The organism is Streptomyces sp. NBC_00464, assembly GCF_036013915.1.
Classification (GTDB): domain Bacteria; phylum Actinomycetota; class Actinomycetes; order Streptomycetales; family Streptomycetaceae; genus Streptomyces.
Map to the genome: position 1 here is coordinate 1,477,974 of NZ_CP107899.1, position 24,651 is coordinate 1,502,624.

Annotated in this window: 11 protein-coding genes, 1 tRNA gene and 3 rRNA genes; 3 read left to right on the forward strand and 12 right to left on the reverse strand. The window is 65.7% G+C overall.

Annotation, left to right across the window (positions count from 1 at the left end):
* Positions 1-21: 21 nt before the first annotated feature.
* From OG912_RS06330 to OG912_RS06340, 3 genes are all read right to left on the reverse strand, one after another.
* The gene (locus OG912_RS06330; protein ID WP_327708549.1) at positions 22-2,796 is read right to left on the reverse strand and encodes a DNA translocase FtsK; all 2,775 of its coding nucleotides are present in this window, start codon (positions 2,794-2,796) and stop codon (positions 22-24) included.
* Between the two features lie 241 nt (positions 2,797-3,037).
* Positions 3,038-3,715, reverse strand: a complete 678-nt coding sequence (locus OG912_RS06335; protein ID WP_327708550.1) for a response regulator — start codon at positions 3,713-3,715, stop codon at positions 3,038-3,040.
* Positions 3,716-3,960: 245 nt separating this feature from the next.
* Positions 3,961-9,444 carry a HAMP domain-containing protein gene (locus OG912_RS06340; protein WP_327708551.1) on the reverse strand — a complete coding sequence of 1,828 codons (5,484 nt, stop codon included), beginning with the start codon at positions 9,442-9,444 and terminating at the stop codon, positions 3,961-3,963.
* A 402-nt stretch (positions 9,445-9,846) separates the two neighbouring features.
* Between OG912_RS06340 and OG912_RS06345 the strand changes: the two genes are divergently transcribed.
* Positions 9,847-12,477, forward strand: coding sequence for a SpoIIE family protein phosphatase (locus tag OG912_RS06345; protein WP_443060952.1), 2,631 nt, complete (start codon positions 9,847-9,849; stop codon positions 12,475-12,477).
* A gap of 83 nt (positions 12,478-12,560) precedes the next feature.
* Here OG912_RS06345 and OG912_RS06350 read toward each other — a convergent pair.
* From OG912_RS06350 to thyX, 7 genes are all read right to left on the reverse strand, one after another.
* Positions 12,561-12,633 (reverse strand) — tRNA-Thr (locus OG912_RS06350).
* A gap of 218 nt (positions 12,634-12,851) precedes the next feature.
* Positions 12,852-12,968: ribosomal RNA gene (gene rrf, locus OG912_RS06355) — 5S ribosomal RNA — on the reverse strand.
* 96 nt (positions 12,969-13,064) lie between these two features.
* Positions 13,065-16,189 (reverse strand): 23S ribosomal RNA (locus OG912_RS06360).
* Positions 16,190-16,490: 301 nt separating this feature from the next.
* A 16S ribosomal RNA gene (locus OG912_RS06365) occupies positions 16,491-18,016 on the reverse strand.
* Together the 16S, 23S and 5S rRNA genes with 1 tRNA gene alongside form the textbook arrangement of a ribosomal RNA operon.
* 635 nt (positions 18,017-18,651) lie before the next feature.
* The gene (locus OG912_RS06370) at positions 18,652-20,337 is read right to left on the reverse strand and encodes a ribonuclease J (protein ID WP_326739219.1); all 1,686 of its coding nucleotides are present in this window, start codon (positions 20,335-20,337) and stop codon (positions 18,652-18,654) included.
* 131 nt (positions 20,338-20,468) lie between these two features.
* Positions 20,469-21,368: a 4-hydroxy-tetrahydrodipicolinate synthase gene (gene dapA / locus OG912_RS06375; RefSeq protein WP_327708553.1), complete on the reverse strand. Its 900-nt coding sequence runs from the start codon at positions 21,366-21,368 to the stop codon at positions 20,469-20,471.
* Between the two features lie 152 nt (positions 21,369-21,520).
* The gene (gene thyX / locus OG912_RS06380) at positions 21,521-22,258 is read right to left on the reverse strand and encodes an FAD-dependent thymidylate synthase (protein WP_327708554.1); all 738 of its coding nucleotides are present in this window, start codon (positions 22,256-22,258) and stop codon (positions 21,521-21,523) included.
* Between the two features lie 186 nt (positions 22,259-22,444).
* On the opposite strand from thyX, the gene OG912_RS06385 reads away from it, so the two are divergent.
* Both OG912_RS06385 and OG912_RS06390 read left to right on the forward strand, forming a co-directional pair.
* Complete coding sequence (locus OG912_RS06385) at positions 22,445-22,684, forward strand: hypothetical protein (protein WP_326739216.1); 240 nt, start codon at positions 22,445-22,447, stop codon at positions 22,682-22,684.
* 94 nt (positions 22,685-22,778) lie between these two features.
* Positions 22,779-23,330, forward strand: a complete 552-nt coding sequence (locus tag OG912_RS06390) for a hypothetical protein (protein WP_326739215.1) — start codon at positions 22,779-22,781, stop codon at positions 23,328-23,330.
* An 81-nt stretch (positions 23,331-23,411) separates the two neighbouring features.
* Here the strand turns inward: OG912_RS06390 and OG912_RS06395 are convergent, their stop codons facing one another.
* Positions 23,412-23,882, reverse strand: coding sequence for a hypothetical protein (locus OG912_RS06395; protein ID WP_327708555.1), 471 nt, complete (start codon positions 23,880-23,882; stop codon positions 23,412-23,414).
* Between the two features lie 13 nt (positions 23,883-23,895).
* Complete coding sequence (dapB, locus tag OG912_RS06400; protein WP_327708556.1) at positions 23,896-24,648, reverse strand: 4-hydroxy-tetrahydrodipicolinate reductase; 753 nt, start codon at positions 24,646-24,648, stop codon at positions 23,896-23,898.
* Between the last annotated feature and the right edge of the window lie 3 nt (positions 24,649-24,651).

Here is a 24,651-nt window from a genome sequence, read left to right on the forward strand (position 1 = left end):
AAACGGTTGCCCGCAAAACCCTTACGAACCGGTTTCCCCCCGGATCAGTGCCAACACCCCGTCGATCTCGTCCGGTTTCACCATGACATCGCGCGCCTTGGAGCCCTCGCTGGGGCCGACGATGTTCCGCGACTCCATCAGGTCCATCAGCCGGCCGGCCTTCGCGAACCCCACCCGCAGCTTGCGCTGGAGCATCGAGGTGGATCCGAACTGGGTGGAGACGACCAGCTCAGCGGCCTGGCAGAGCAGATCCAGATCGTCCCCGATATCCTCGTCGATCTCCTTCTTCTGCTTGGTGCCGACCACGACGTCGTCGCGGAAGACCGGAGCCATCTGGTCCTTGCAGTGCTGGACGACCGCCGCGACCTCGTCCTCGGTGACGAAGGCGCCCTGCATACGGGTCGGCTTGTTCGCCCCCATCGGCAGGAACAGCCCGTCACCCTTTCCGATGAGTTTTTCGGCGCCGGGCTGGTCGAGGATGACGCGGCTGTCGGCCAGCGACGAGGTGGCGAAGGCAAGCCGGGAGGGCACGTTCGCCTTGATCAGACCGGTGACCACGTCCACCGAGGGGCGCTGGGTGGCGAGCACCAGATGGATACCGGCGGCGCGGGCCAACTGGGTGATACGGACGATCGAGTCCTCGACGTCCCGGGGGGCCACCATCATGAGGTCGGCCAGCTCGTCGACGATCACCAGCAGATACGGGTACGGCGACAGCTCCCGTTCACTGCCCTCCGGCGTCTTGAGCTTGCCGGTGCGCACGGCGTGGTTGAAGTCGTCGATGTGCCGGTAGCCGAACGCGGCGAGGTCGTCGTAGCGCAGATCCATCTCGCGTACGACCCACTGGAGGGCCTCGGCCGCCTTCTTGGGGTTGGTGATGATCGGCGTGATCAGGTGCGGAATGCCCTCGTACGCGGTGAGCTCGACGCGCTTGGGGTCGACGAGCACCATACGGACGTCCTCCGGCGTCGCCCGCACCATCACCGAGGTGATGAGGCAGTTGATGCAGGAGGACTTGCCGGAACCGGTGGCACCGGCCACCAGGACGTGCGGCATCTTCGCGAGGTTGGCCATCTCGTAACCGCCCTCGACGTTCTTGCCGAGCGCGACCAGCATCGGGTGGTCGTCCTCCGCCGCGTCCGCGAGCCGCAGCACATCGCCGAGGTTGACCATCTCCCGGTCGGAATTGGGGATCTCGATGCCGACCGCGGACTTCCCCGGGATCGGCGAGATGATCCGGACGTCGGGGCTGGCGACGGCGTACGCGATGTTCTTGGCGAGCGCGGTGATCCGCTCGACCTTCACGGCGGGACCGAGCTCCACCTCGTACCGCGTCACCGTGGGACCGCGGGTGAAGCCGGTGACGGCGGCGTCGACCTTGAATTCGGTGAAGACGTTGGTCAGCGACGCGACGATCGCGTCGTTGGCGGCGCTACGGGTCTTGCCCGGGCCGCCTCGCTCCAGCAGATCGAGCGAGGGCAGCGAGTAGGTGATGTCGCCGGAGAGCTGGAGCTGCTCGGCACGTGGCGGCAGCGGCTGCGACTGCGAGCGGTCGGGGACCGGCTTGGTGAGGTCGGGTACGCCCCCGGCGGGCGAGGACGCCCTCTCCCCCGGCCTCCTGGCGGGCTCCGCCTCCCTGGCGCCGGGCACCGGGGTGCCCGCACGCTCGCGGTCCACCGAGACGCCCTGGGTGAGGTCGGCGACGACCGGCGAGGGCGGCATGCCGTTGAGCACCGCCCCGTCGAGCGCGGCGGCTGCGGCGGCTGCGACGTCCACGGCGTCCATGGTGCGGTTCATCGCCGGCTGCACGGAGGGCCTGCGCGGCCTGCGGCGCTTGGAGAGCGCGTCGGTCTCCGCCCGGTCGGGGTCGTACTCCTCCGACGCCTCGGACCGGCGTACGGAGGAGCGGCGCGAACGGGCGGCCGGCGCCTCACGCCACTGCTCGTCGTACCGCTCGTCCTCGTCCTCGTCCAGCGCCTCGGGGTCGTACACCGGGTCGATGATTCCCAGCTTGGAACCGAGCAGCCGCAGCCGCTGCGGAATGGCGTTCACCGGCGTCGCCGTCACGACCAGCAGCCCGAAGACGGTCAGGAGCAGGAGCAGCGGTACGGCGAGCACCTCGCCCATCGTGAAGATCAGCGGCTTGGAGGCGGCCCAGCCGATGAGGCCGCCCGCGTCCTGCATGGCCTCGGTGCCGTCCTCGCGCCCCGGCGATCCGCACGCGATGTGGACCTGGCCGAGCACCCCGATGACGAGCGCGGAGAGCCCGATGACGATCCGCCCGTTGGCCTCGGGCTTCTCCGGATACAGGATCAGCCGTACGGCGACGGCGCCCAGCAGTATCGGCACGAGGAGGTCGAGCCGGCCGAAGGCTCCGGTGACGAGCATCTCGACGAGGTCGCCGACCGGGCCGCGCAGATTCGACCAGGTGCCCGCGGCGACGATCAGCGCGAGACCGAGCAGCAGCAGGGCGACACCGTCCTTGCGGTGAGCGGGGTCGAGCCCCTTGGCGCCGCGCCCTATGCCGCGGAACAGCGCACCGACGGCGTGGGCCGTACCGAGCCAGACGGCGCGCACCAGGCGGTACACACCACCGGTGGGCGACGGCGCCGGTTTGGGCGCGGCAGCCTTCTTGGCCACCGCCTTCTTCGCGGGAGCCTTTTTCGCGGGCGCGGTCTTCTTGGCAGCGGCCTTCTTCGCGGGCGCGGCTTTCTTCGCCGGACCCGATCCGCCACCGACGCGCTTCGCGGTGCCCGCCGTGCCCTGGGAACCCTTGCCGGACGTACGTGAGGCCATGGAGCCGAGGTTACCGGTGTCCGCGGCAGTGAACACGTGCGCGTGCCGGTTCACCCGACCGTGTCGCCGTACGGCGGCCGCAAACTGACGCGCCCTCACCGGACCGCGGCGATGCCACACCCACCGGCCGGGGACGGCCGTACCGGGACGCCACCGCCGAACGGCCGCGCCCTCAGGTCAGTTGACGCCCCACCGGCCCGAAGGGACCTGACGGAGCGGGGCAGTACGGTCCACAGCCGCCTTACGAGGGAAGGGGTGCGGGTCCGCCACTGGTGCCGGGCTCCAGGGCGTCCAGCGCCCGGCGCAGCCCGGTCAGCTTCCGTTCGAGGTGAGCCGCGGTGGCCACGGCCCCGGCGTCCGCCGACTCGTCGTCGAGCTGCTTGGAGAGGGCCTCGGCCTGCTCCTCGACGGCCGCGAGCCGTGCGGAGAGTTCGGCCAGCAGTCCGGCGGGCTCCTTCTCGTGGTTCGCGCCCCCGTGACCGCTGCCCTCCAGCTGGAGTCGCAGCAGCGCCGCCTGCTCACGCAACTGGCAGTTCTTCATGTACAGCTCGACGAAGACCGAGACCTTGGCCCGCAGCACCCAGGGGTCGAACGGCTTCGAGATGTAGTCCACCGCGCCGGCCGCATAACCCCGGAAGGTGTGGTGCGGACCGTGGTTGATCGCGGTGAGAAAGATGATCGGGATGTCCCGGGTCCGCTCCCGCCGCTTGATGTGCGCCGCGGTTTCGAATCCGTCCATGCCCGGCATCTGGACGTCCAGCAGAATGACCGCGAAATCGTCCGTGAGCAGCGCTTTGAGCGCCTCCTCCCCTGACGATGCCCGAACCAGTGTCTGATCGAGCGCAGAGAGGATGGCCTCCAGCGCCAGCAGATTCTCCGGCCGGTCATCGACCAGGAGGATCTTGGCCTTCTGCACCATGGCCCGTCCTCCTCGCCCCGGAATTACACCGGGCGCCGCCCCAGGGGACGGCTCCCTTACGCCGTCCGTCCTTGTGCCGGTCATGGTAGCCGCACCCCGCCCGTCACCACACCCTGTCACCGCGATGTCACTGTGCACACAGGGAAAACGCGGTGGGAGACCAGAAGGTTCCCCGAAAACCGCGCTCCCACACTCCTCCAGACACAGCTAGTCAACAGAACACGAAATAATCCCTCAATCTTCGATCACTCTCCGCGCATCCACTGCTCCATAACCGAAAGCAGATGATCAGGGTCGACCGGCTTGGTGACGTAGTCGGATGCTCCGGACTCGATCGCCTTCTCGCGGTCGCCCTTCATCGCCTTCGCGGTCAGAGCGATGATCGGCAGTCCGGCGAACTGCGGCATCCTGCGGATCGCCGAGGTTGTCGCGTAGCCGTCCATCTCCGGCATCATGATGTCCATCAGCACGACCGTCACATCGTCGTGCTGCTCCAGGACTTCGATCCCCTCGCGCCCGTTCTCCGCGTACAGAACCGACAGCCCGTGCTGCTCCAGCACGCTGGTGAGCGCGAAGACGTTGCGGATGTCGTCGTCGACGATCAGCACCTTCTCGCCGCCGAACCGGAACGTCCTGCGGACCACCGGCTCCTCCTGGCCACCGAGCGTCCACGGCTCCTGAGCGGTCTGCCGATCCGCCGGGGAAGCCGCCCGGGGCGGCAGCGCGGGCTGCTGCTGCGCACCGCCCAGCGCCTTGCGCCGACGCCTCAACAGCCCGGCCGCACCGCCCTGGCCGTGCGCGCTCCCCGGCATCCCTGAGGCCTCGCCGAAGGTCTGGAAGCCCGGTCCCGTGCCCTGTCCCGTCCCCTGGCCGGCCTCGGGAAGCCGGCCGCTCTCGACCGCCGCACCGTGCACCTCGATGGGTCCGGGGCCGATCTGCGGGTAACCCTGCGGCGGGAGTTCGCTCGGGTGCAGTGGCAGGTACAGCGTGAACGTCGAGCCGCGGCCGGGCTCGCTCGCCGCATGGATCTCGCCACCCAGCAGCCGTGCGATCTCCCGGCTGATGGAGAGGCCGAGACCGGTGCCTCCGTACTTGCGGCTGGTCGTACCGTCCGCCTGCTTGAACGCCTCGAAGATCACCAGCATCTTGCTGGACGCGATCCCGATACCGGTGTCGGTCACCGAGAAGGCGATCAGATCGGCGTCGGCGTCCCGCAGTGAACCGGCTTCCAGCAGCTGCTCACGAATGGCGTTCGGCACCTCGGCACCGGCGTGCCTGATCACCAGCTCGACGGCGCCCCCGTCGGTGAACTTCACCGCGTTGGAGAGCAGATTGCGCAGCACCTGAAGCAGCCGCTGTTCGTCGGTGTGCAGCGTGGCCGGGAGTTCCGGCGACACCCGTACGGAGAAATCCAGCCCCTTTTCCGCGGTCAGCGGCCGGAACGTCGCCTCCACGTAGTCGACCAGCTGAACCAGGGCGATCCGGGTCGGGCTGACGTCCATCTTGCCCGCCTCGACCTTCGACAGATCGAGGATGTCGTTGATCAACTGGAGCAGATCGGAACCGGCCCCATGGATCGTCTCGGCGAATTCCACCTGCTTCGGCGACAGATTGCCCTCGGCGTTGTCCGCCAGCAGCTTGGCCAGAATGAGCAGCGAGTTGAGCGGTGTCCGCAACTCGTGCGACATGTTCGCCAGGAACTCCGACTTGTACCGCATGGAGACGGCCAGCTGTTCGGCGCGCTCCTCCAGAACCTGTCGCGCCTCTTCGATCTCGGTGTTCTTGACCTCGATGTCGCGGTTCTGCTGGGCCAGCAGCTCGGCCTTCTCCTCCAGTTCGGCATTGGACGCCTGGAGGGCCTTCTGCCGGTTCTCCAACTCCTGCGACCGGTCGCGCAATTGCTCCGTGAGCTCCTGCGACTGCTCCAGCAGTTTCTCGGTCGTGGTGTTGACGCTGATCGTGTTGACGCTGGTCGCGATCATCTCGGCGAGCTGGTTGAGGAAGTCCCGCTGGATATGGGTGAAGGGCTGGAAGGAGGCCAGCTCGATCACACCGAGGACCTTCCCCTCGAAGAGCACCGGCAGCACGATCACATGCGCGGGCGGCGCCTCACCGAGCCCGGAGGAAATCTTCAGGTACCCCGGCGGCACGTTGTCCACCTGAATCGTCCGCTTCTCCTCGGCCGCCGTGCCGATGAGCGTCTCCCCGGGCCGGAAGGAGGTCGGCATGGAGCCGGCGGAGTAGCCGTAACTGCCCCGCATCCGGAGTTCGTACGCACCCTCCCGGTCGCCGTCCGCGCCCAGCGCGTCGGCGTCTCCCGTCGCCATGGCGAGGAAGAAGGCGCCGTGCTGCGCGGAGACGACCGGCGTCAGCTCGCTCATGATCAGCGAGGCGACGTCGTCCAGGTCGCGCCGCCCCTGCATCAGGCCGGAGATCCGGGCGAGGTTGCCCTTGAGCCAGTCCTGCTCCTTGTTGGTGGCGGTGGTGTCGCGCAGATTGGCGATCATCGTGTTGATGTTGTCCTGGAGGGACTGGATCTCTCCGGCGGCATCCACGTCGATCTTGAGATTGAGATCGCCTCGGGTCACCGCGGTCGCGACGGCCGCGATGGCGCGCACCTGACGGGTCAGGTTTCCGGCCATCTCGTTCACCGACTCGGTGAGGTCGCGCCAGGTGCCGTCCACGTCCCGCACCCGCGCCTGACCGCCCAGCTGGCCTTCGGTGCCCACCTCGCGGGCCACCCGGGTCACCTGCTCGGCGAACGAGGACAGCCGGTCGACCATCGTGTTGATGGTGTTCTTCAGCTCCTGAATCTCACCACGCGCGTCGATGTCGATCTTCTTGGTGAGATCGCCCTCGGCGATGGCCGTGGTGACGGTGGCGATCTGGCGCACCTGCCCCGTCAGGTTGGACGCCATCGAGTTCACGGACTCGGTGAGGTCCTTCCACGTACCGGCGACGCCGGGAACGCGTGCCTGGCCGCCCAGTTCACCCTCCGTGCCCACCTCACGGGCGACTCGCGTCACCTCGTCGGCGAACGACGACAGGGTCGTCACCATCGTGTTGACGGTGTCGGCCAGCTCGGCGACCTCCCCACGCGCCTCGACGGTGACCTTCTTCGTCAGATCGCCGTTGGCCACCGCGGACGAGACGCGGGAGATGTTCCGCACCTGACTGGTCAGGTTGTTGGCCATCAGGTTGACGTTCTCGCTGAGGTCCTTCCAGATGCCCGTGGCACCGCGCACCCGGGCCTGGCCGCCGAGGATGCCCTCGGTGCCCACCTCGCGGGCCACCCGGGTCACCTCGTCACCGAAGTTCATCAGCTGGTCGACCATCGTGTTGACCGTCGTCACCAGTTCGAGGATCTCGCCCTTGGCGTCGACGGTGATCTTCTTGGAGAGGTCACCGTTGGCGACCGCGGTGGTGACCTCGGCGATGTTGCGGACCTGAAGCGTCAGGTTGTTCGCCATGCCGTTGACGGACTGGGTGAGGTCCTTCCACGTGCCGGACACTCCCTGCACCTCGGCCTGACCGCCGAGAATGCCTTCCGTACCCACCTCACGGGCGACCCGGGTCACCTGCTCGGCGAAGTTCGACAGCTGGTCGACCATCGTGTTGAGGGTGTTCTTCAGCTCCAGGATCTCGCCGCGCGCGTCCACGTCGATCTTCTGCGACAGGTCACCCCGCGCCACCGCCGTGGCGACCTGCGCGATGTTACGGACCTGAGCGGTGAGGTTCCCGGCCATGCCGTTCACCGAATCGGTCAGATCACGCCACACACCTGCCACGCCGGGCACCTGCGCCTGACCCCCGAGACGCCCGTCCGTGCCCACCTCGCGGGCGACCCGGGTCACCTGCTCGGCGAAGGCGGAGAGCTGGTCGACCATCGTGTTGATGGTGTTCTTCAGCTCCAGGATCTCGCCGCGCGCGTCCACGTCGATCTTCTGCGACAGGTCACCCCGCGCCACCGCCGTGGTCACCTGCGCGATCTGGCGCACCTGGGAGGTCAGGTTCCCCGCCATGAAGTTGACGGAGTCGGTGAGCTCCTTCCACGTACCGGACACGCCGTCGACCCGCGCCTGACCGCCGAGGCGCCCCTCCGTGCCCACGTCCCGCGCCATGCGCGTCACCTGGTCGGCGAACGAGGACAGCTGCGCCACCATCGTGTTGACGGTGTTCTTCAGCTCCAGCATCTCGCCGGCCACATCGACGGTGACCTTCTGCGACAGGTCGCCATTGGCCACCGCGGTCGTCACCTGGGCGATGTCGCGCACCTGACCCGTCAGGTTCCGGAACGCCGTGTTGACGGAGTCCGTGAGGTCCTTCCAGGTACCCGCCGCGCCCGGCACCTCGGCCTGCCCACCCAGCCGGCCCTCGACGCCGACCTCCCTGGCCACCCGGGTCACTTCCGAACCGAAGGACTGGAGCTGGTCGACCATCGTGTTGACGGTGTTCTTCAGCTCCAGCATCTCGCCGGCCACATCGACGGTGACCTTCTGCGACATGTCACCGCTGGCCACCGCCGTGGTCACCTGGGCGATGTCACGCACCTGGGTCGTCAGATTGCGGAAGACGGTGTTCACCGAGTCGGTGAGGTCCTTCCAGGTGCCCGCCGCGCCCGGCACCTGCGCCTGGCCGCCGAGCAGACCCTCGCCACCGACCTCGCTGGCCACGCGCGTGACCTCGTCCGCGAAGGTGCGCAGCGTCTCGGTCATCTGGTTGATCGTCTCGGCGAGCTGCGCGACCTCGCCGCGCGCGCTGACCCGGACCTTCTGCGACAGGTCACCGTTGGCGACCGCCGTCGTCACCTCGGCGATGCCGCGCACCTGTGAGGTGAGGTTGCCGGCCATCGTGTTGACGGAGTCGGTCAGGTCCTTCCAGACCCCGGCCACCCCCGGCACCGTCGCCTGTCCGCCCAGCTCGCCCTCGGTCCCCACCTCACGGGCGACGCGGGTCACCTCGGAGGAGAAGGAGGACAGCTGGTCGACCATCGTGTTGACGGTGTTCTTCAGCTGAGCCATCTCGCCGGCCACATGGACGGTGACCTTCCGCGACAGATCCCCCTTGGCGACCGCTGTCGTCACCAAAGCGATGTCGCGCACCTGCGCGGTCAGCCGGTACGCCATGGTGTTCACGGAGTCCGTGAGGTCCTTCCAGGACCCGGACATCCCACGCACCTGGGCCTGGCCGCCCAGCTTGCCCTCGGTCCCCACCTCGACCGCGACCCGCGTCACCTGTTCGGTGAACGCCGACAGCTGGTCGACGAGGTTGTTGACGGTGCGGGCGACCTTCAGGAACTCGCCGCGCAGCGGCCGTACCGTCTCGTCGGCCGTGTGCGAACGCAGCTCCATCCGCTGTTCGAGATCACCGTCGGCCACTGCCGACAGCACTCGCCCGACCTCCGAGACAGGCCGCGCGAGATCATCGACCAGCTCGTTGGACGCGTCGATCGCGGCGGCCCAGGAGCCCTCGCAGGCACCCGTCTCCAGCCGCTCGGTGAGCTTGCCCTCCCGGCCGACCACACGCCGCACGCGCGCGAGCTCACCGGTGAGATGCACGTTGCGGTCGGCGACCTCGTTGAAGACCGCCGCGAGCTCGGCCATGACACCGTCGCCGGAGACCGTCACACGCCGGCGGAAGTTCCCGTCACGCATGGCCACCAGACCCGACAGCAGTCTGTTGAGTGCCGCGGCGTCGACTTCGACGGTTCCATTGCGCTGCTTCTTCACGGACTGTCCGCCTTTACTGCGCGTACCTGTGCCCCGCGCCGCCACGTCAGACTCCACCGTGTCCCTCCCGCAGGGGTTGACCGAATCGCTCGGGCCTTGTCCGAGAGCTTGCCCAAATCCTCTGGGACTCACCGCCACAGCCCACCGTTGACGGGTGACCATGCGGACGTCAAATCGTTGAAACGTACCAGGCCGGAACCAGTCGGGGCGGAACCACCCATGGTTGTGCCACATCCCTCCATGAGGAAGCCCACACTTGTCCGGTCACAAGCCTGTTCCTGCCCGTCCTTGCCCGAACCCGGCCCTCGTGTATCCGGTACCTGCACGAAGCGTCTAGCCTGGCAAGGCGAATCGAAGCGGCGAGAAACGGGCACAGGACTCGGGGAAGCGACGAGACACCATATGGGGAGTGCTGTGATCACGGCGCGCGCGGCTGCCACCTTCGACCCGGTCGGGCGCTCCGTCGCGACGGCCCGCGCCTTTGTCCGGGACACGCTCCAGGGGTGGGGGTACACCGACGTCGTCGACGACGCCGTGGTCCTCACCAGCGAGCTCGTCACCAACGCCGTGGTCCATGCGGGCACAGCGGCGGACGTCCTGTGCCTGCGCACGGAGGACGGCGTCCGGGTCGAGGTCTCCGACCACTATCCGGAACGGGAGATCCCGCTCCAGTCCACCGGGCTGGACTTCGGCAGCCCCGACCGGGAGAGCGGCCGCGGCCTCCTCCTGTGCGCGGCGCTCGCCTCCCGCTGGGGAGTCGAGTACTCCCCCACACACAAACATGTCTGGTTCCAGCTCGATCTGCCCGACCGCCCCGTGGGCATCCGTTCCGCGGGCCCGCTGCTCCCCGTCGACCTGCTCCCCGTCACCGACGAACGGGTCAGGGTCGCCGTCGTCCAGATCGACAGCGCGGGCGCCATCGCGGCGTGGAACGACGACGCCTCATACCTCTTCGGGCACACGGCGGAACAGGTCACCGGAAAACAGTTCACCGACTTCACCGCCTGGCCGCAGACCCCCGGCACCAACACCGGCATCGCGGACGCCCTGCGTCTCTCCCGCTGGGAGGGCAGCTACGGCATCCGGGGCGCCGACGGCCGTACGATCCCGGTCTACGGCTCTCATCTGCGCGTGCGGGACACCCAGGGCGAGCCCTCGACCGTGTGCCTGCTGGTGCGCGACTACGAGCGGGCCGTACTCCAGTCACCGGTACGCACTCCCGTCTCCGACGCGAACACGGAGAACCGCTCGACGGACCCCTTCGAGGTCTTCATCGGCTCTCCCGCCCCCGACGACCTCGACGGGCTGCTCCAGCGCACCGTCGAGCGGGCCCGCGACATGCTCGACGCCGACGCGGCCTTCCTGCTGCTGGCGACGGACGACGAGACCGAACTGGAAGTACGGGCCACGACCGGTCTGCCCTCCGCCCGTCAGCGCTTCGCCCGCGTCCCGGTGGAGGCCGGCACCGGACGGTACGGCTCCGCGCGCATGCCCGCCGTGCACGAGGACCTCGACGCGGTCCCCGGTGCAGTCCCCCTGCTCGTCGACACGGGCATGCGCTCGGTGGTCACCGTCCCGCTGAAGGTCGAGGGCCGGCTCACGGGCTCCCTGGGCGTCGCGGCCGAAGCCGCCGGCCGGTACTCCAACGAGGAGGCCCTGCGCCTCCAGTTCGCCGCCGACCGCATCGCCCTGGCCGTCGAGTCCGCCCGCCTGGGAGAACTTGAACGGCTGCGCCGCGGCTCGCTCTCCTTCCTCGTCGAGGCGTCCGACCTGTTGGCCGGCACGCTCGACCGGGACCAGACGCTCGCCCTGATGGCACAGATGACGGTGCCCACCCTGGCCACCTGGTGCGCCGTCTACACGATCGCCGACCAGTCCTCGGATCCGTACCTCTCGTACGTACTGCACGAGGACGAGGAGCGCATCGACGGCCTCAAGGCCTTGCTCTCCAAGATCGCCCCGCCGGACCCGGTGCCGACTCCCGGCGCCCGTGTCTGGTCCGCGCCCTCCGAGGCCGCCCATCAGGCGGCGCTGCGCACCTCGATGCGCAGCATCGGCCTCGGCGACCCGGGCGGGCTCGGCGCCGGCATCCGGACGACACTCGCCACGGCGGCCGCCGTGGGCGGGGAGACCGTAGTCCTCCCCCTCGTCGCCCGTAACCGGGTTATCGGCATGCTCACGCTCGGCAAACCGTCCGACGACCATTTCCGCCAGGAGATCCTGGAGTTGGCCGAGGACCTCTCCCGCCGGGCCGCCCTGGCCCTGGACAACGCTCGTCTCTACTCGGAGCGCACGGCCATCAGCCAGTCCCTCCAGCGCAGCCTGCTGCCTCCGGGTCTGCCCGATGTGCCCAATGTCGAGATCGAGGTCATCTACCGGGCAGCCGGTGAGGGCAACGAGGTCGGCGGCGACTTCTACGACGTCTTCCCGATCCGCGACGGCGCCTACGGTTTCGCCATCGGCGATGTCTGCGGTACGGGGCCGGAGGCGGCGGCCGTCACGGGCCTGGCTCGTCACGCCCTGCGCCTGCTCGCCCGCGAGGGCTTCGGCGGCCCCGCCGTCCTGGAGCGGCTGAACGCCGCCATCCTCGACGAGGGCGCCCGCAGTCGCTTCCTGACGCTTCTGTACGGGGAGTTGTGGCCCCAGGAGGACGGCAGCGCCCTTCTGAAGGTGGTGTGCGCCGGCCATCCGCTGCCGCTGCGCCTGCGCCAGGACGGCTCGGTCGAGGCCGCGGCGGAACCGCAGCCCCTGCTGGGCGTCATCGAGGACCTGGAGCTGTACGAGCAGACGGTGACCCTGGAACCGGGCGACGTCCTGCTGTGCGTCACGGACGGCGTCACCGAACGCCGGGAGGGCACCCGCATGCTCGGTGACGACGGCCTGGCGGACGTGCTCGCCAACTGCACGGGCCTGACAGCGGGCGCGGTCGCGGCACGCATCCTGCGGGCGGTGGAGCGATTCGCCGCCGAGCCTGCCTCGGACGACATGGCCATCCTCGCGATGCGCGTCCCCGAGCCACAGGCCGCTGTATAGGTCGCGTCGGCTTCGGACAGTCCGGGACGCCCCGGGATACGCGAAAGGCCCCCGCCGTTTGGCGGGGGCCTTTCGTCTGTCTGAGCCCCAATGCGGAATCGAACCGCAGACCTTCTCCTTACCATGGAGACGCTCTACCGACTGAGCTATTGGGGCCTTGCTGCCCTGCGGCAACGAGCTAAAGCATACCCTGAACCAGGGGGTCTGCAAAACCGCCTGTCGCACCGTCACCTTGCCGCCCACCAGGGTGTTCCAAGAGCGGGCCCGCCCCCACGACCAGCCAGGGGCTCCCCCGCCACGGTGCGCCGGCGAACGGGTCCGGAACGCAGAAAAGCCCCGTGCCACAAGGGCACGGGGCTTAACTATCAAAAGGAGTTCGGCGGCGTCCTACTCTCCCACAGGGTCCCCCCTGCAGTACCATCGGCGCTGAAAGGCTTAGCTTCCGGGTTCGGAATGTAACCGGGCGTTTCCCTAACGCAATGACCACCGAAACACTATGAAATTAACCAACACCGGATACTGCATTTAATTAAATACAGTCACGGCCGTTCGTTATTTCAGAACTAACACAGTGGACGCGAGCAACTGAGGACAAGCCCTCGGCCTATTAGTACCAGTCAGCTCCACCCGTTACCGGGCTTCCACATCTGGCCTATCAACCCAGTCGTCTACTGGGAGCCTTAACCCTTCAAGAGGGTGGGAATACTCATCTCGAAGCAGGCTTCCCGCTTAGATGCTTTCAGCGGTTATCCTTTCCGAACGTAGCCAACCAGCCATGCCCTTGGCAGGACAACTGGCACACCAGAGGTTCGTCCGTCCCGGTCCTCTCGTACTAGGGACAGCCCTTCTCAATATTCCTACGCGCACAGCGGATAGGGACCGAACTGTCTCACGACGTTCTAAACCCAGCTCGCGTACCGCTTTAATGGGCGAACAGCCCAACCCTTGGGACCGACTCCAGCCCCAGGATGCGACGAGCCGACATCGAGGTGCCAAACCATCCCGTCGATATGGACTCTTGGGGAAGATCAGCCTGTTATCCCCGGGGTACCTTTTATCCGTTGAGCGACAGCGCTTCCACAAGCCACTGCCGGATCACTAGTCCCGACTTTCGTCCCTGCTCGACCCGTCGGTCTCACAGTCAAGCTCCCTTGTGCACTTACACTCAACACCTGATTGCCAACCAGGCTGAGGGAACCTTTGGGCGCCTCCGTTACTCTTTAGGAGGCAACCGCCCCAGTTAAACTACCCATCAGACACTGTCCCTGATCCGGATCACGGACCCAGGTTAGACATCCAGCACGACCAGAGTGGTATTTCAACGACGACTCCACAACCACTGGCGTGGCCGCTTCAAAGTCTCCCACCTATCCTACACAAGCCGAACCGAACACCAATATCAAACTATAGTAAAGGTCCCGGGGTCTTTCCGTCCTGCTGCGCGAAACGAGCATCTTTACTCGTAGTGCAATTTCACCGGGCCTATGGTTGAGACAGTCGAGAAGTCGTTACGCCATTCGTGCAGGTCGGAACTTACCCGACAAGGAATTTCGCTACCTTAGGATGGTTATAGTTACCACCGCCGTTTACTGGCGCTTAAGTTCTCAGCTTCGCCGACCCGAAAGTCAGCTAACCGGTCCCCTTAACGTTCCAGCACCGGGCAGGCGTCAGTCCGTATACATCGCCTTACGGCTTCGCACGGACCTGTGTTTTTAGTAAACAGTCGCTTCTCGCTGGTCTCTGCGGCCACCCCCAGCTCACCGAGTAAATCGGATCACCAGTGATGGCCCCCCTTCTCCCGAAGTTACGGGGGCATTTTGCCGAGTTCCTTAACCATAGTTCACCCGAACGCCTCGGTATTCTCTACCTGACCACCTGAGTCGGTTTAGGGTACGGGCCGCCATGAAACTCGCTAGAGGCTTTTCTCGACAGCATAGGATCATCCACTTCACCACAATCGGCTCGGCATCAGGTCTCAGCCTTAATGTGTGACGGATTTACCTACCACACGGCCTACACCCTTACCCCGGGACTACCACCGCCCGGGCTGGACTACCTTCCTGCGTCACCCCATCGCTTACCTAGTACAAGTCTGGTTCGTCGGCTCCACCACTACCCTCAACTCCGAAGAGATCGGGCCGGCTTCACGGACTTAGCATCGCCTGATTCAGTATTGGGCGTTTCAAAGCGGGTACCGGAATATCAACCGGTTGTCCATCGACTACGCCTGTCGGCCTCGCCTTAGGTCCCGACTTACCCTGGGCAGATCAGCTTGACCCAGGAACCCTTAGTCAATCGGCGCACACGTTTCTCACGTGTGTATCGCTACTCATGCCTGCATTCTCACTCGTGAACCGTCCACAACTCGCTTCCGCGGCTGCTTCACCCGGCACACGACGCTCCCCTACCCATCCACACAGGCGTTGGCCCTATATGTGTGAATGACACGACTTCGGCGGTACGCTTGAGCCCCGCTACATTGTCGGCGCGGAATCACTTGACCAGTGAGCTATTACGCACTCTTTCAAGGGTGGCTGCTTCTAAGCCAACCTCCTGGTTGTCTCTGCGACTCCACATCCTTTCCCACTTAGCGTACGCTTAGGGGCCTTAGTCGATGCTCTGGGCTGTTTCCCTCTCGACCATGGAGCTTATCCCCCACAGTCTCACTGCCGTGCTCTCACTTACCGGCATTCGGAGTTTGGCTAAGGTCAGTAACCCGGTAGGGCCCATCGCCTATCCAGTGCTCTACCTCCGGCAAGAAACACACGACGCTGCACCTAAATGCATTTCGGGGAGAACCAGCTATCACGGAGTTTGATTGGCCTTTCACCCCTAACCACAGGTCATCCCCCAGGTTTTCAACCCTGGTGGGTTCGGTCCTCCACGAAGTCTTACCTCCGCTTCAACCTGCCCATGGCTAGATCACTCCGCTTCGGGTCTTGAGCGCGCTACTAAATCGCCCTATTCGGACTCGCTTTCGCTACGGCTTCCCCACACGGGTTAACCTCGCAACACACCGCAAACTCGCAGGCTCATTCTTCAAAAGGCACGCAGTCACGACTGCATGTGCAAGCACATACAGCGACGCTCCCACGGCTTGTAGGCACACGGTTTCAGGTACTATTTCACTCCGCTCCCGCGGTACTTTTCACCATTCCCTCACGGTACTATCCGCTATCGGTCACTAGGGAATATTTAGGCTTAACGGGTGGTCCCGCCAGATTCACACGGGATTTCTCGGGCCCCGTGCTACTTGGGTGTCTCTTAAACGAGCCGTTGATGTTTCAGCTACGGGGGTCTTACCCTCTACGCCGGACCTTTCGCATGTCCTTCGCCTACATCAACGGTTTCTGACTCGTCTCACGGCCGGCAGACCATGAAAAAGAGATCCCACAACCCCGCATGCGCAACCCCTGCCGGGTATCACACGCATACGGTTTGGCCTGATCCAGTTTCGCTCGCCACTACTCCCGGAATCACGGTTGTTTTCTCTTCCTGAGGGTACTGAGATGTTTCACTTCCCCTCGTTCCCTCCACACTGCCTATGTGTTCAGCAGTGGGTGACAGCCCATGACGACTGCCGGGTTTCCCCATTCGGAAACCCCCGGATCAAAGCTTGGTTGACAGCTCCCCGGGGACTATCGTGGCCTCCCACGTCCTTCATCGGTTCCTAGTGCCAAGGCATCCACCGTGCGCCCTTAAAAACTTGGCCACAGATGCTCGCGTCCACTGTGCAGTTCTCAAACAACGACCAGCCACCCATCACCCCGTTCCGAAGAACGAGTGCACTGGGGCCGGCAACCGAAGGACAGACTCAAATGAGCCCGTACCTTCAGATACCCAACAGCGTGCCCGACACAATCAACCCATTTACGCTTTCCACGCCGAAGCAGTACTTACGAAAACCAGCCAACCGTGCCGAATAGTCAACGTTCCACCCATGAGCTAACCACCGCCGAACATTTGCCGGCGTAGTGGCTCTGGATTCCTTGCGGAATCTAGATGCTCCTTAGAAAGGAGGTGATCCAGCCGCACCTTCCGGTACGGCTACCTTGTTACGACTTCGTCCCAATCGCCAGTCCCACCTTCGACAGCTCCCTCCCACAAGGGGTTGGGCCACCGGCTTCGGGTGTTACCGACTTTCGTGACGTGACGGGCGGTGTGTACAAGGCCCGGGAACGTATTCACCGCAGCAATGCTGATCTGCGATTACTAGCAACTCCGACTTCATGGGGTCGAGTTGCAGACCCCAATCCGAACTGAGACCGGCTTTTTGAGATTCGCTCCGCCTCGCGGCATCGCAGCTCATTGTACCGGCCATTGTAGCACGTGTGCAGCCCAAGACATAAGGGGCATGATGACTTGACGTCGTCCCCACCTTCCTCCGAGTTGACCCCGGCAGTCTCCTGTGAGTCCCCATCACCCCGAAGGGCATGCTGGCAACACAGAACAAGGGTTGCGCTCGTTGCGGGACTTAACCCAACATCTCACGACACGAGCTGACGACAGCCATGCACCACCTGTATACCGACCACAAGGGGGGCACCATCTCTGATGCTTTCCGGTATATGTCAAGCCTTGGTAAGGTTCTTCGCGTTGCGTCGAATTAAGCCACATGCTCCGCTGCTTGTGCGGGCCCCCGTCAATTCCTTTGAGTTTTAGCCTTGCGGCCGTACTCCCCAGGCGGGGAACTTAATGCGTTAGCTGCGGCACCGACGACGTGGAATGTCGCCAACACCTAGTTCCCAACGTTTACGGCGTGGACTACCAGGGTATCTAATCCTGTTCGCTCCCCACGCTTTCGCTCCTCAGCGTCAGTAATGGCCCAGAGATCCGCCTTCGCCACCGGTGTTCCTCCTGATATCTGCGCATTTCACCGCTACACCAGGAATTCCGATCTCCCCTACCACACTCTAGCCTGCCCGTATCGACTGCAGACCCGGGGTTAAGCCCCGGGCTTTCACAACCGACGCAACAAGCCGCCTACGAGCTCTTTACGCCCAATAATTCCGGACAACGCTTGCGCCCTACGTATTACCGCGGCTGCTGGCACGTAGTTAGCCGGCGCTTCTTCTGCAGGTACCGTCACTTTCGCTTCTTCCCTGCTGAAAGAGGTTTACAACCCGAAGGCCGTCATCCCTCACGCGGCGTCGCTGCATCAGGCTTTCGCCCATTGTGCAATATTCCCCACTGCTGCCTCCCGTAGGAGTCTGGGCCGTGTCTCAGTCCCAGTGTGGCCGGTCGCCCTCTCAGGCCGGCTACCCGTCGTCGCCTTGGTAGGCCATTACCCCACCAACTAGCTGATAGGCCGCGGGCTCATCCTTCACCGCCGGAGCTTTTAACCTTCCCCCATGAGAGGGAAAGTGTTATCCGGTATTAGACCCCGTTTCCAGGGCTTGTCCCAGAGTGAAGGGCAGATTGCCCACGTGTTACTCACCCGTTCGCCACTAATCCACCCCGAAGGGCTTCATCGTTCGACTTGCATGTGTTAAGCACGCCGCCAGCGTTCGTCCTGAGCCAGGATCAAACTCTCCGTGAATGTTTTCCCGTAATCGGGTAGACACCACGAGAGCGGAACGACCATGTCGGAATATGACCGGTCGTCCACTGAATCCTCGCTGTGTGCATTGCCTACCAGACCAGAGGCCTGTTAGGACTTTCAAAGGAACCTCGAACCTGCCGAAGCAGGTCGGGGTATCAACATATCTGGCGTTGACTTTTGGCACGCTGTTGAGTTCTCAAGGAACGGACGCTTCCTTTGTACTCACCCTCAGAACATTTTCTGGGGCTTTCCTCCGGGCGCTTCCCTTCGGTCTTGCGTTTCCGACTCTATCAGACTCTTTCGTGTCCGATTCCCGGTCGAAGCGGGCCTCGCATTTTCGCTTTCCAGTTCTTCGCTTTCGCGCTTTCCCTTTCCAGCGGTTTCAACCTTACCAGACTCATTTCGTTCCGTTTCCGGTCCGAATTTTAATTCCGGTGGCCGTTGAAGTGGCCTTGCCTTTCGGCGGATCCGACATTATCAGAAGTTCTGAGTCGGAATTTCCACTCTCCGCGAGAGGCTCGCGGACACATGTGTGCGCGGCGCTTCCCGGTGAGGCGGAGAGGTAAACGTACTGGAGCGGGGCGCCCCGATGCAAATCGGGGGCCCCGCTCCGGAGTTCACACCTGTCGGAGTCAGACCTCGACGACGACGGGAAGGATCATCGGACGCCGACGGTAGGTGTCGGAGACCCACTTGCCCACCGTGCGGCGGACCAGCTGCTGGAGCTGGTGCGGCTCCATCACGCCGTCCTGGGCCGACTTGTTGAGGGCGTCCTGGACCTTCGGAACGACCGCGCTGAACGCCGAGTCGTCAATGCCGGAGCCCCGGGCCTGGATGTGGGGGCCGCCCACGATCTTGCCGGAGGAGCTGTCGACCACGATGAAGACGGAGATGATCCCCTCGTCGCCGAGGATCCGGCGGTCCTTGAGGGAGGTCTCGGTGACATCGCCGACCGAGAGGCCGTCGACGTACACATAGCCGGCCTGGACCTTGCCGACGATCTTGGCCTTGCCGTCGATCAGGTCGACGACCACGCCGTCCTCCGCGATGACGATGTGGTCCTTCGGGACACCCGTGAGGGCGCCCAGCTCCGCGTTGGCCCTGAGGTGGCGCCATTCGCCGTGGACCGGCATCAGGTTCTTCGGCTTGCAGATGTTGTAGAAGTACAGCAGCTCGCCGGCCGAGGCGTGGCCCGAGACGTGGACCTTGGCGTTGCCCTTGTGGACGACGTTGGCGCCCCAGCGGGTCAGACCGTTGATCACGCGGTAGACCGCGTTCTCGTTGCCCGGAATCAGCGACGAGGCCAGGATGACGGTGTCGCCCTGGACGATGCGGATCTGGTGGTCGCGGTTGGCCATCCGGGACAAGGCCGCCATCGGCTCACCCTGCGAGCCCGTGCAGACCAGCACGACCTCGTCGTCCGGCAGGTCGTCGAGGGTCTTCACGTCGACGACCAGGCCGGCGGGAACCTTCAGATAGCCCAGGTCACGGGCGATGCCCATGTTCCGGACCATCGAACGTCCGACGAAGGCGACCCTGCGGCCGTATTCGTGTGCCGTGTCGAGGATCTGCTGGATGCGGTGCACATGGCTCGCGAAGCTCGCCACGATGATGCGCTTCTGCGCATTGGCGAAGACCGTGCGCAGGACGTTGGAGATGTCCCGCTCCGGCGGTACGAAGCCCGGCACCTCCGCGTTCGTCGAGTCGGAGAGCAGAAGGTCGATGCCTTCCTCGCTCAGCCGGGCGAACGCGTGCAGGTCGGTGAGGCGACCGTCCAGCGGCAGCTGGTCCATCTTGAAGTCGCCGGTGGCGACGGCCATGCCCGCGGGCGTGCGGATGGCGACCGCGAGAGCGTCCGGGATGGAGTGGTTGACCGCGATGAACTCGCAGTCGAAGACTCCGAGACGCTCGCGCTGCCCCTCCTTGACCTCAAGGGTGTACGGCCGGATGCGGTGCTCCTGAAGCTTCGCCTCGATGAGCGCGAGGGTCAGCTTGGAGCCGATGAGCGGGATGTCCGGCTTCAGGCGCAGCAGATACGGGACACCACCGATGTGGTCCTCGTGCCCGTGCGTCAGGACGATCCCCTCGACGTCGTCGAGGCGGTCCCGGATGGTGGTGAAGTCCGGAAGGATCAGGTCGATTCCGGGCTGCTCCTCCTCCGGGAAGAGAACGCCGCAGTCGACGATGAGCAGGCGGCCGCCGTACTCGAAGACCGTCATGTTGCGGCCGATCTCGCCGAGGCCACCCAGGGGGGTGACCCGCAGGCCGCCCTTCGGGAGCTTCGGCGGGGTGCCGAGTTCAGGATGCGGATGACTCAAAAGACTCTCCTTACCACGCACGCCACGTACCGCTTGGGCACGTGGCGCGCATGTCATTCGTGCACTTGCTGTTGTCTTTGGTTTTGCTCTGTTGCGAATGTTCTTCGCGTATTCAGTTGTGAAGTCTGTGGTTACAGCTGTACCCCACCGGCGGCGAGGTCGATCTTGAGCTGTGCCGTTTCCTGCGCGCTGAGTTCCACCAGGGGGAGGCGCAGCGGGCCCGCAGGGAGGCCCTGAAGGGTCAGTGCGGCCTTGGTGGTGATCACACCCTGGGTGCGGAACATGCCCGTGAAGACCGGCAGCAGCTTCTGGTGGATCTCCGTGGCCTTCTGGACGTCCCCGCCGAGGTGCGCCTCGATGAGGGCCCGCAGGTCCGGGGTGACGACATGGCCGACGACCGAGACGAAGCCGATCGCGCCGACCGACAGAAGCGGCAGGTTCAGCATGTCGTCGCCCGAGTACCAGGCCAGGCCGGACTGCGCGATGGCCCAGCTGGCGCGGCCGAGGTCGCCCTTGGCGTCCTTGTTGGCCACGATGCGCGGGTGCTCGGCCAGCCGGACCAGGGTCTCTGTGTCGATCGGCACCCCGCTGCGGCCGGGAATGTCGTAGAGCATCACCGGCAGACCGGTGGAGTCCGCGATCGCAGTGAAGTGGCGGAGGAGACCCTCCTGCGGCGGCTTGTTGTAGTACGGGGTGACCGCGAGGAGGCCGTGGGCACCGGTGCGCTCGGCCGTGCGGGCGAGTTCGACGCTGTGCCGGGTGTCGTTCGTACCGATGCCGGCGACGATGTGCGCCCGGTCTCCGACCGCCTCCAGCACAGCCCGTACGAGCTGGTCTTTCTCCGCGTCACTGGTGGTCGGGGACTCGCCGGTGGTGCCATTGATGATCAGGCCGTCGTTGCCTGCGTCCACCAGGTGAGTGGCGAGCCGCTGGGCGCCGTCGAGGTCGAGTGCACCGTCCGCCGTGAAGGGCGTGACCATAGCAGTGAGGACCCGCCCGAAGGGGGTCTGCGGAGTGGAGATCGGAGCCATGGGTACCACGCTACTCGTTGCTCGGCGCCCGGTGTCCCCTCGGGGGGACAAGCAAGAGGAGCCCGGCACTGCCTGCTCGGGGGTTCAAGCAGTGCCGGGTCCGTTTGATCAGCCTAGATGAACTTCACGAAACGCCGCAATACGGACACCGCTTACGGGGCAACGCGTCCGTTTTTGTTGAAGGCTGCATGGGTGAGCGGCATGAGCGCCGCCCAGTGCGCCTCCATCTGCTCGCCGACCATCTCGATCTCCCGCTGCGGGAACGACGGGACCTTCGCGAGCTCGTGCTGCGTGCGCAGTCCGAGGAAGTGCATCAGCGAGCGGGCGTTGCACGTGGCGTACATCGAGGAGAACAGGCCGACCGGGAGGACCGCACGGGCGACCTCGCGGGCCACTCCTGCCGCGAGCATCTCCTGGTAGGCCTCGTACGCCTGGCGGTACGAGGCCTCCATGGCGCGGCCGGTGAGCTCCGCCTGCGCCTCGGTGCCGTCGACGAACTCGTACTTGCCGGGACGGCCCTGCTGGACGAGCTTGCGGGACTCCCCCGGGACGTAGAAGACCGGCTCCAGCTCCCGGTAGCGGCCCGATTCCTCGTTGTACGACCAGCCGACGCGGTGCCGCATGAACTCGCGGAACACGAAGATCGGGGCGCTGATGAAGAAGGTCATCGAGTTGTGCTCGAACGGGCTTCCGTGCCTGTCCCGCATCAGGTAGTTGATGAGCCCCTTGGAGCGCTCAGGATCCTTGGTGACCTCTTCGAGGGACTGCTCACCGGCCGTGGAAACGCGGGCGGCGAACAGCACGTCGGAGTCACCTGCGGCGTGTTTCACCAGGTCAACGGTGACATCGCTGCGGAAGCTGGGCTTTGCGGGCTCGGGGGTCTCGGTCACCGGCGGGGTCCTTCCAATGGCGTCGCTCGGGCGGCGCCCACTCTACGGGCCGCCACTGACAACGTAGGCCGCACCGCCCGTTCGAGGATTTCTTCGACCAATTCGGTGATTCGGGGCACCGATCGGGCTTCCCGTGCGTCTGACTCATTAGCACCACCCGAATCAGCGTTCAAGGAGAGTTTCCTCATGTTCCGCCGGCGTGAATCCGTCCCGTTCTCGTTCGTAGCCGAGGCCGACCGATTCCGCAGTAACGTCACACCGCCCCCGCGCGAGCGCGCGTCTCTCTCGGAGAAGGCGGGTCGCACCCTGACCGGTCTCGTCGTGATCGCCGGACTCGCGGGATCGCTGCTGCTCGGACTGCCCGCCCTGGGGCCCGAGCAGTCGCCGCTGCACAACCAGCAGACCGAGAGCGCACAGGGCCGCTGACCCGACCGGGCCCCCTGGGGTGGCCCGGTCGGTACGCTCCTCGGTAGCCTCACCGGGCACAGCAATCGAGCGTGCTTGTGAGTGAGGATCAGTCGTGCCCCTGCCCTTTCTGACGGCCGACCGCGCATTTGACGCGAGCGCTGAGGACGTCGCGCTGCCGTTCGACGACCACGACAGCTGGCGGCGCCCCTACCGCCCCGGGCCCTGGCGCGTCGCCGCTGCGGCCGGTCTGCTGCTGCTTGCCTCGTTCATCCTGTTCGCCGGGATGATCACGGCGTTCGCCGGGGCGTTGCCCGGGGCCGGAGCGTGTCTTGCCCTGGCCCTCGCGGTCATCATCTGTGCCCTGCGAATGCTGCGGATCGGCGCCTGGGTCAGCCGGCACGGTGTGCGCCGGGTGGCGTTCTTCCGGACGACGACCGTGCCGTGGAACCGCGCCGCCGCAGTGCGTACGGTGCAGCAGCCGGTGAAGTGGCTCGGGTTCCCGCGCACGGTGCAGGGCCAGGCCCTGATCGTCGTACGCAAGGGCGGGGACGCGGTGCCGCCGCTGCTCACGGACTCCAACGCGGACTTCCTGGCGCGCGGTGAGGCCTTCGACAGGGCCGCCGACACGATCGAGGCGTGGGGGGACGAGTACCGGCAGCACTGAGGGCTCGCCTGCCCCACGAAGACGACGAGACCGTCCGGCGTTCGCCAAGAACGCCGGACGGTCTCGTCGTGCGGGAACGTGCTAGTTGCCGGAAGGGGCCGGTGAGGCCGCTGTGCCGCCTCTGTGGAGGGCGATGGCCCGCTGCATGGCCTTCCTGGCCCTGGGGGTGTCCCGGGCGTCCTGGTAGGCCACAGCGAGGCGGAACCAGCAGCGCCAGTCGTCCGGCGCGTCCTCCGTCTCCTCCTTGCGGCGGGCGAACACCGCGTCGGCGGCGTCCCGGTCGATACGCCCGCTCGGGGTACGGGCCAGGTCGTCGACGGGCAGGCCGCCCTCGGCGTCGAGTTCGGCGGCGAGGGCGTTGGCCCTCCGGACGAACTGGGTGTTCTTCCAGAGGAACCAGATGCCGATCACCGGAAGGATCAGCACGGCGACCCCGAAGGTCACCGTGAGCAGCGTGCCGTGCTCGATGAGCAGGACACCTCGGCTGCCGACCAGGACGAAGTAGAAGACCAGGACGGCAGCGGTGACGGCGTAAGTGATCTTTGCGCGCATGGCGTGGGCTCAGTCAGTTCAGGTCGAGGAAGTTTTCCAGGCCGAACGTGAGGCCCGGGGTGGTCACCACGCGGCGTGCTCCGAGCAGGATGCCCGGCATGAAGCTGCTGTGATGCAGGGAGTCGTGCCGGATGGTGAGGGTCTCGCCCTCGCCCCCGAGCAGCACCTCCTGGTGGGCCAGGAGGCCGCGGAGCCGTACCGAGTGGACCGGGATGCCGTCCACGTCGGCGCCTCGCGCCCCGTCCAGTGCCGTCGCGGTGGCGTCCGGCTGCGGCACGCAGCCCGCCTCGCGGCGGGCCTCGGCGATCAGCTGGGCGGTGCGGGCGGCGGTGCCGGAGGGGGCGTCGGCCTTGTTCGGGTGGTGGAGCTCGATGACCTCGACCGACTCGAAATAGCGGGCGGCCTGCTGTGCGAACTTCATCGTGAGGACCGCGCCGATCGAGAAGTTCGGCGCGATGAGCACACCGGTGCCCGGGGAAGCGGAGAGCCAGGTGTCGAGCTGCGCGAGCCGTTCATCGGTCCAGCCCGTGGTGCCGACCACGGCGTGGATGCCGTGCCGGACGCAGAAGTCGAGGTTGTCCATCACCGAGGTGGGGGTGGTGAGCTCGACAACGACCTGGGCACCGGAGTCCGTGAGGGTCTCCAGTTTGTCGCCGCGGCCGAGCGCGGCCACCAGTTCCAGGTCGTCGGCGGCCTCGACCGCTCGTACCGCCTCGGAGCCGATACGGCCCCCGGCGCCGAGAACGGCTACGCGCAGCTTGCTCATTGC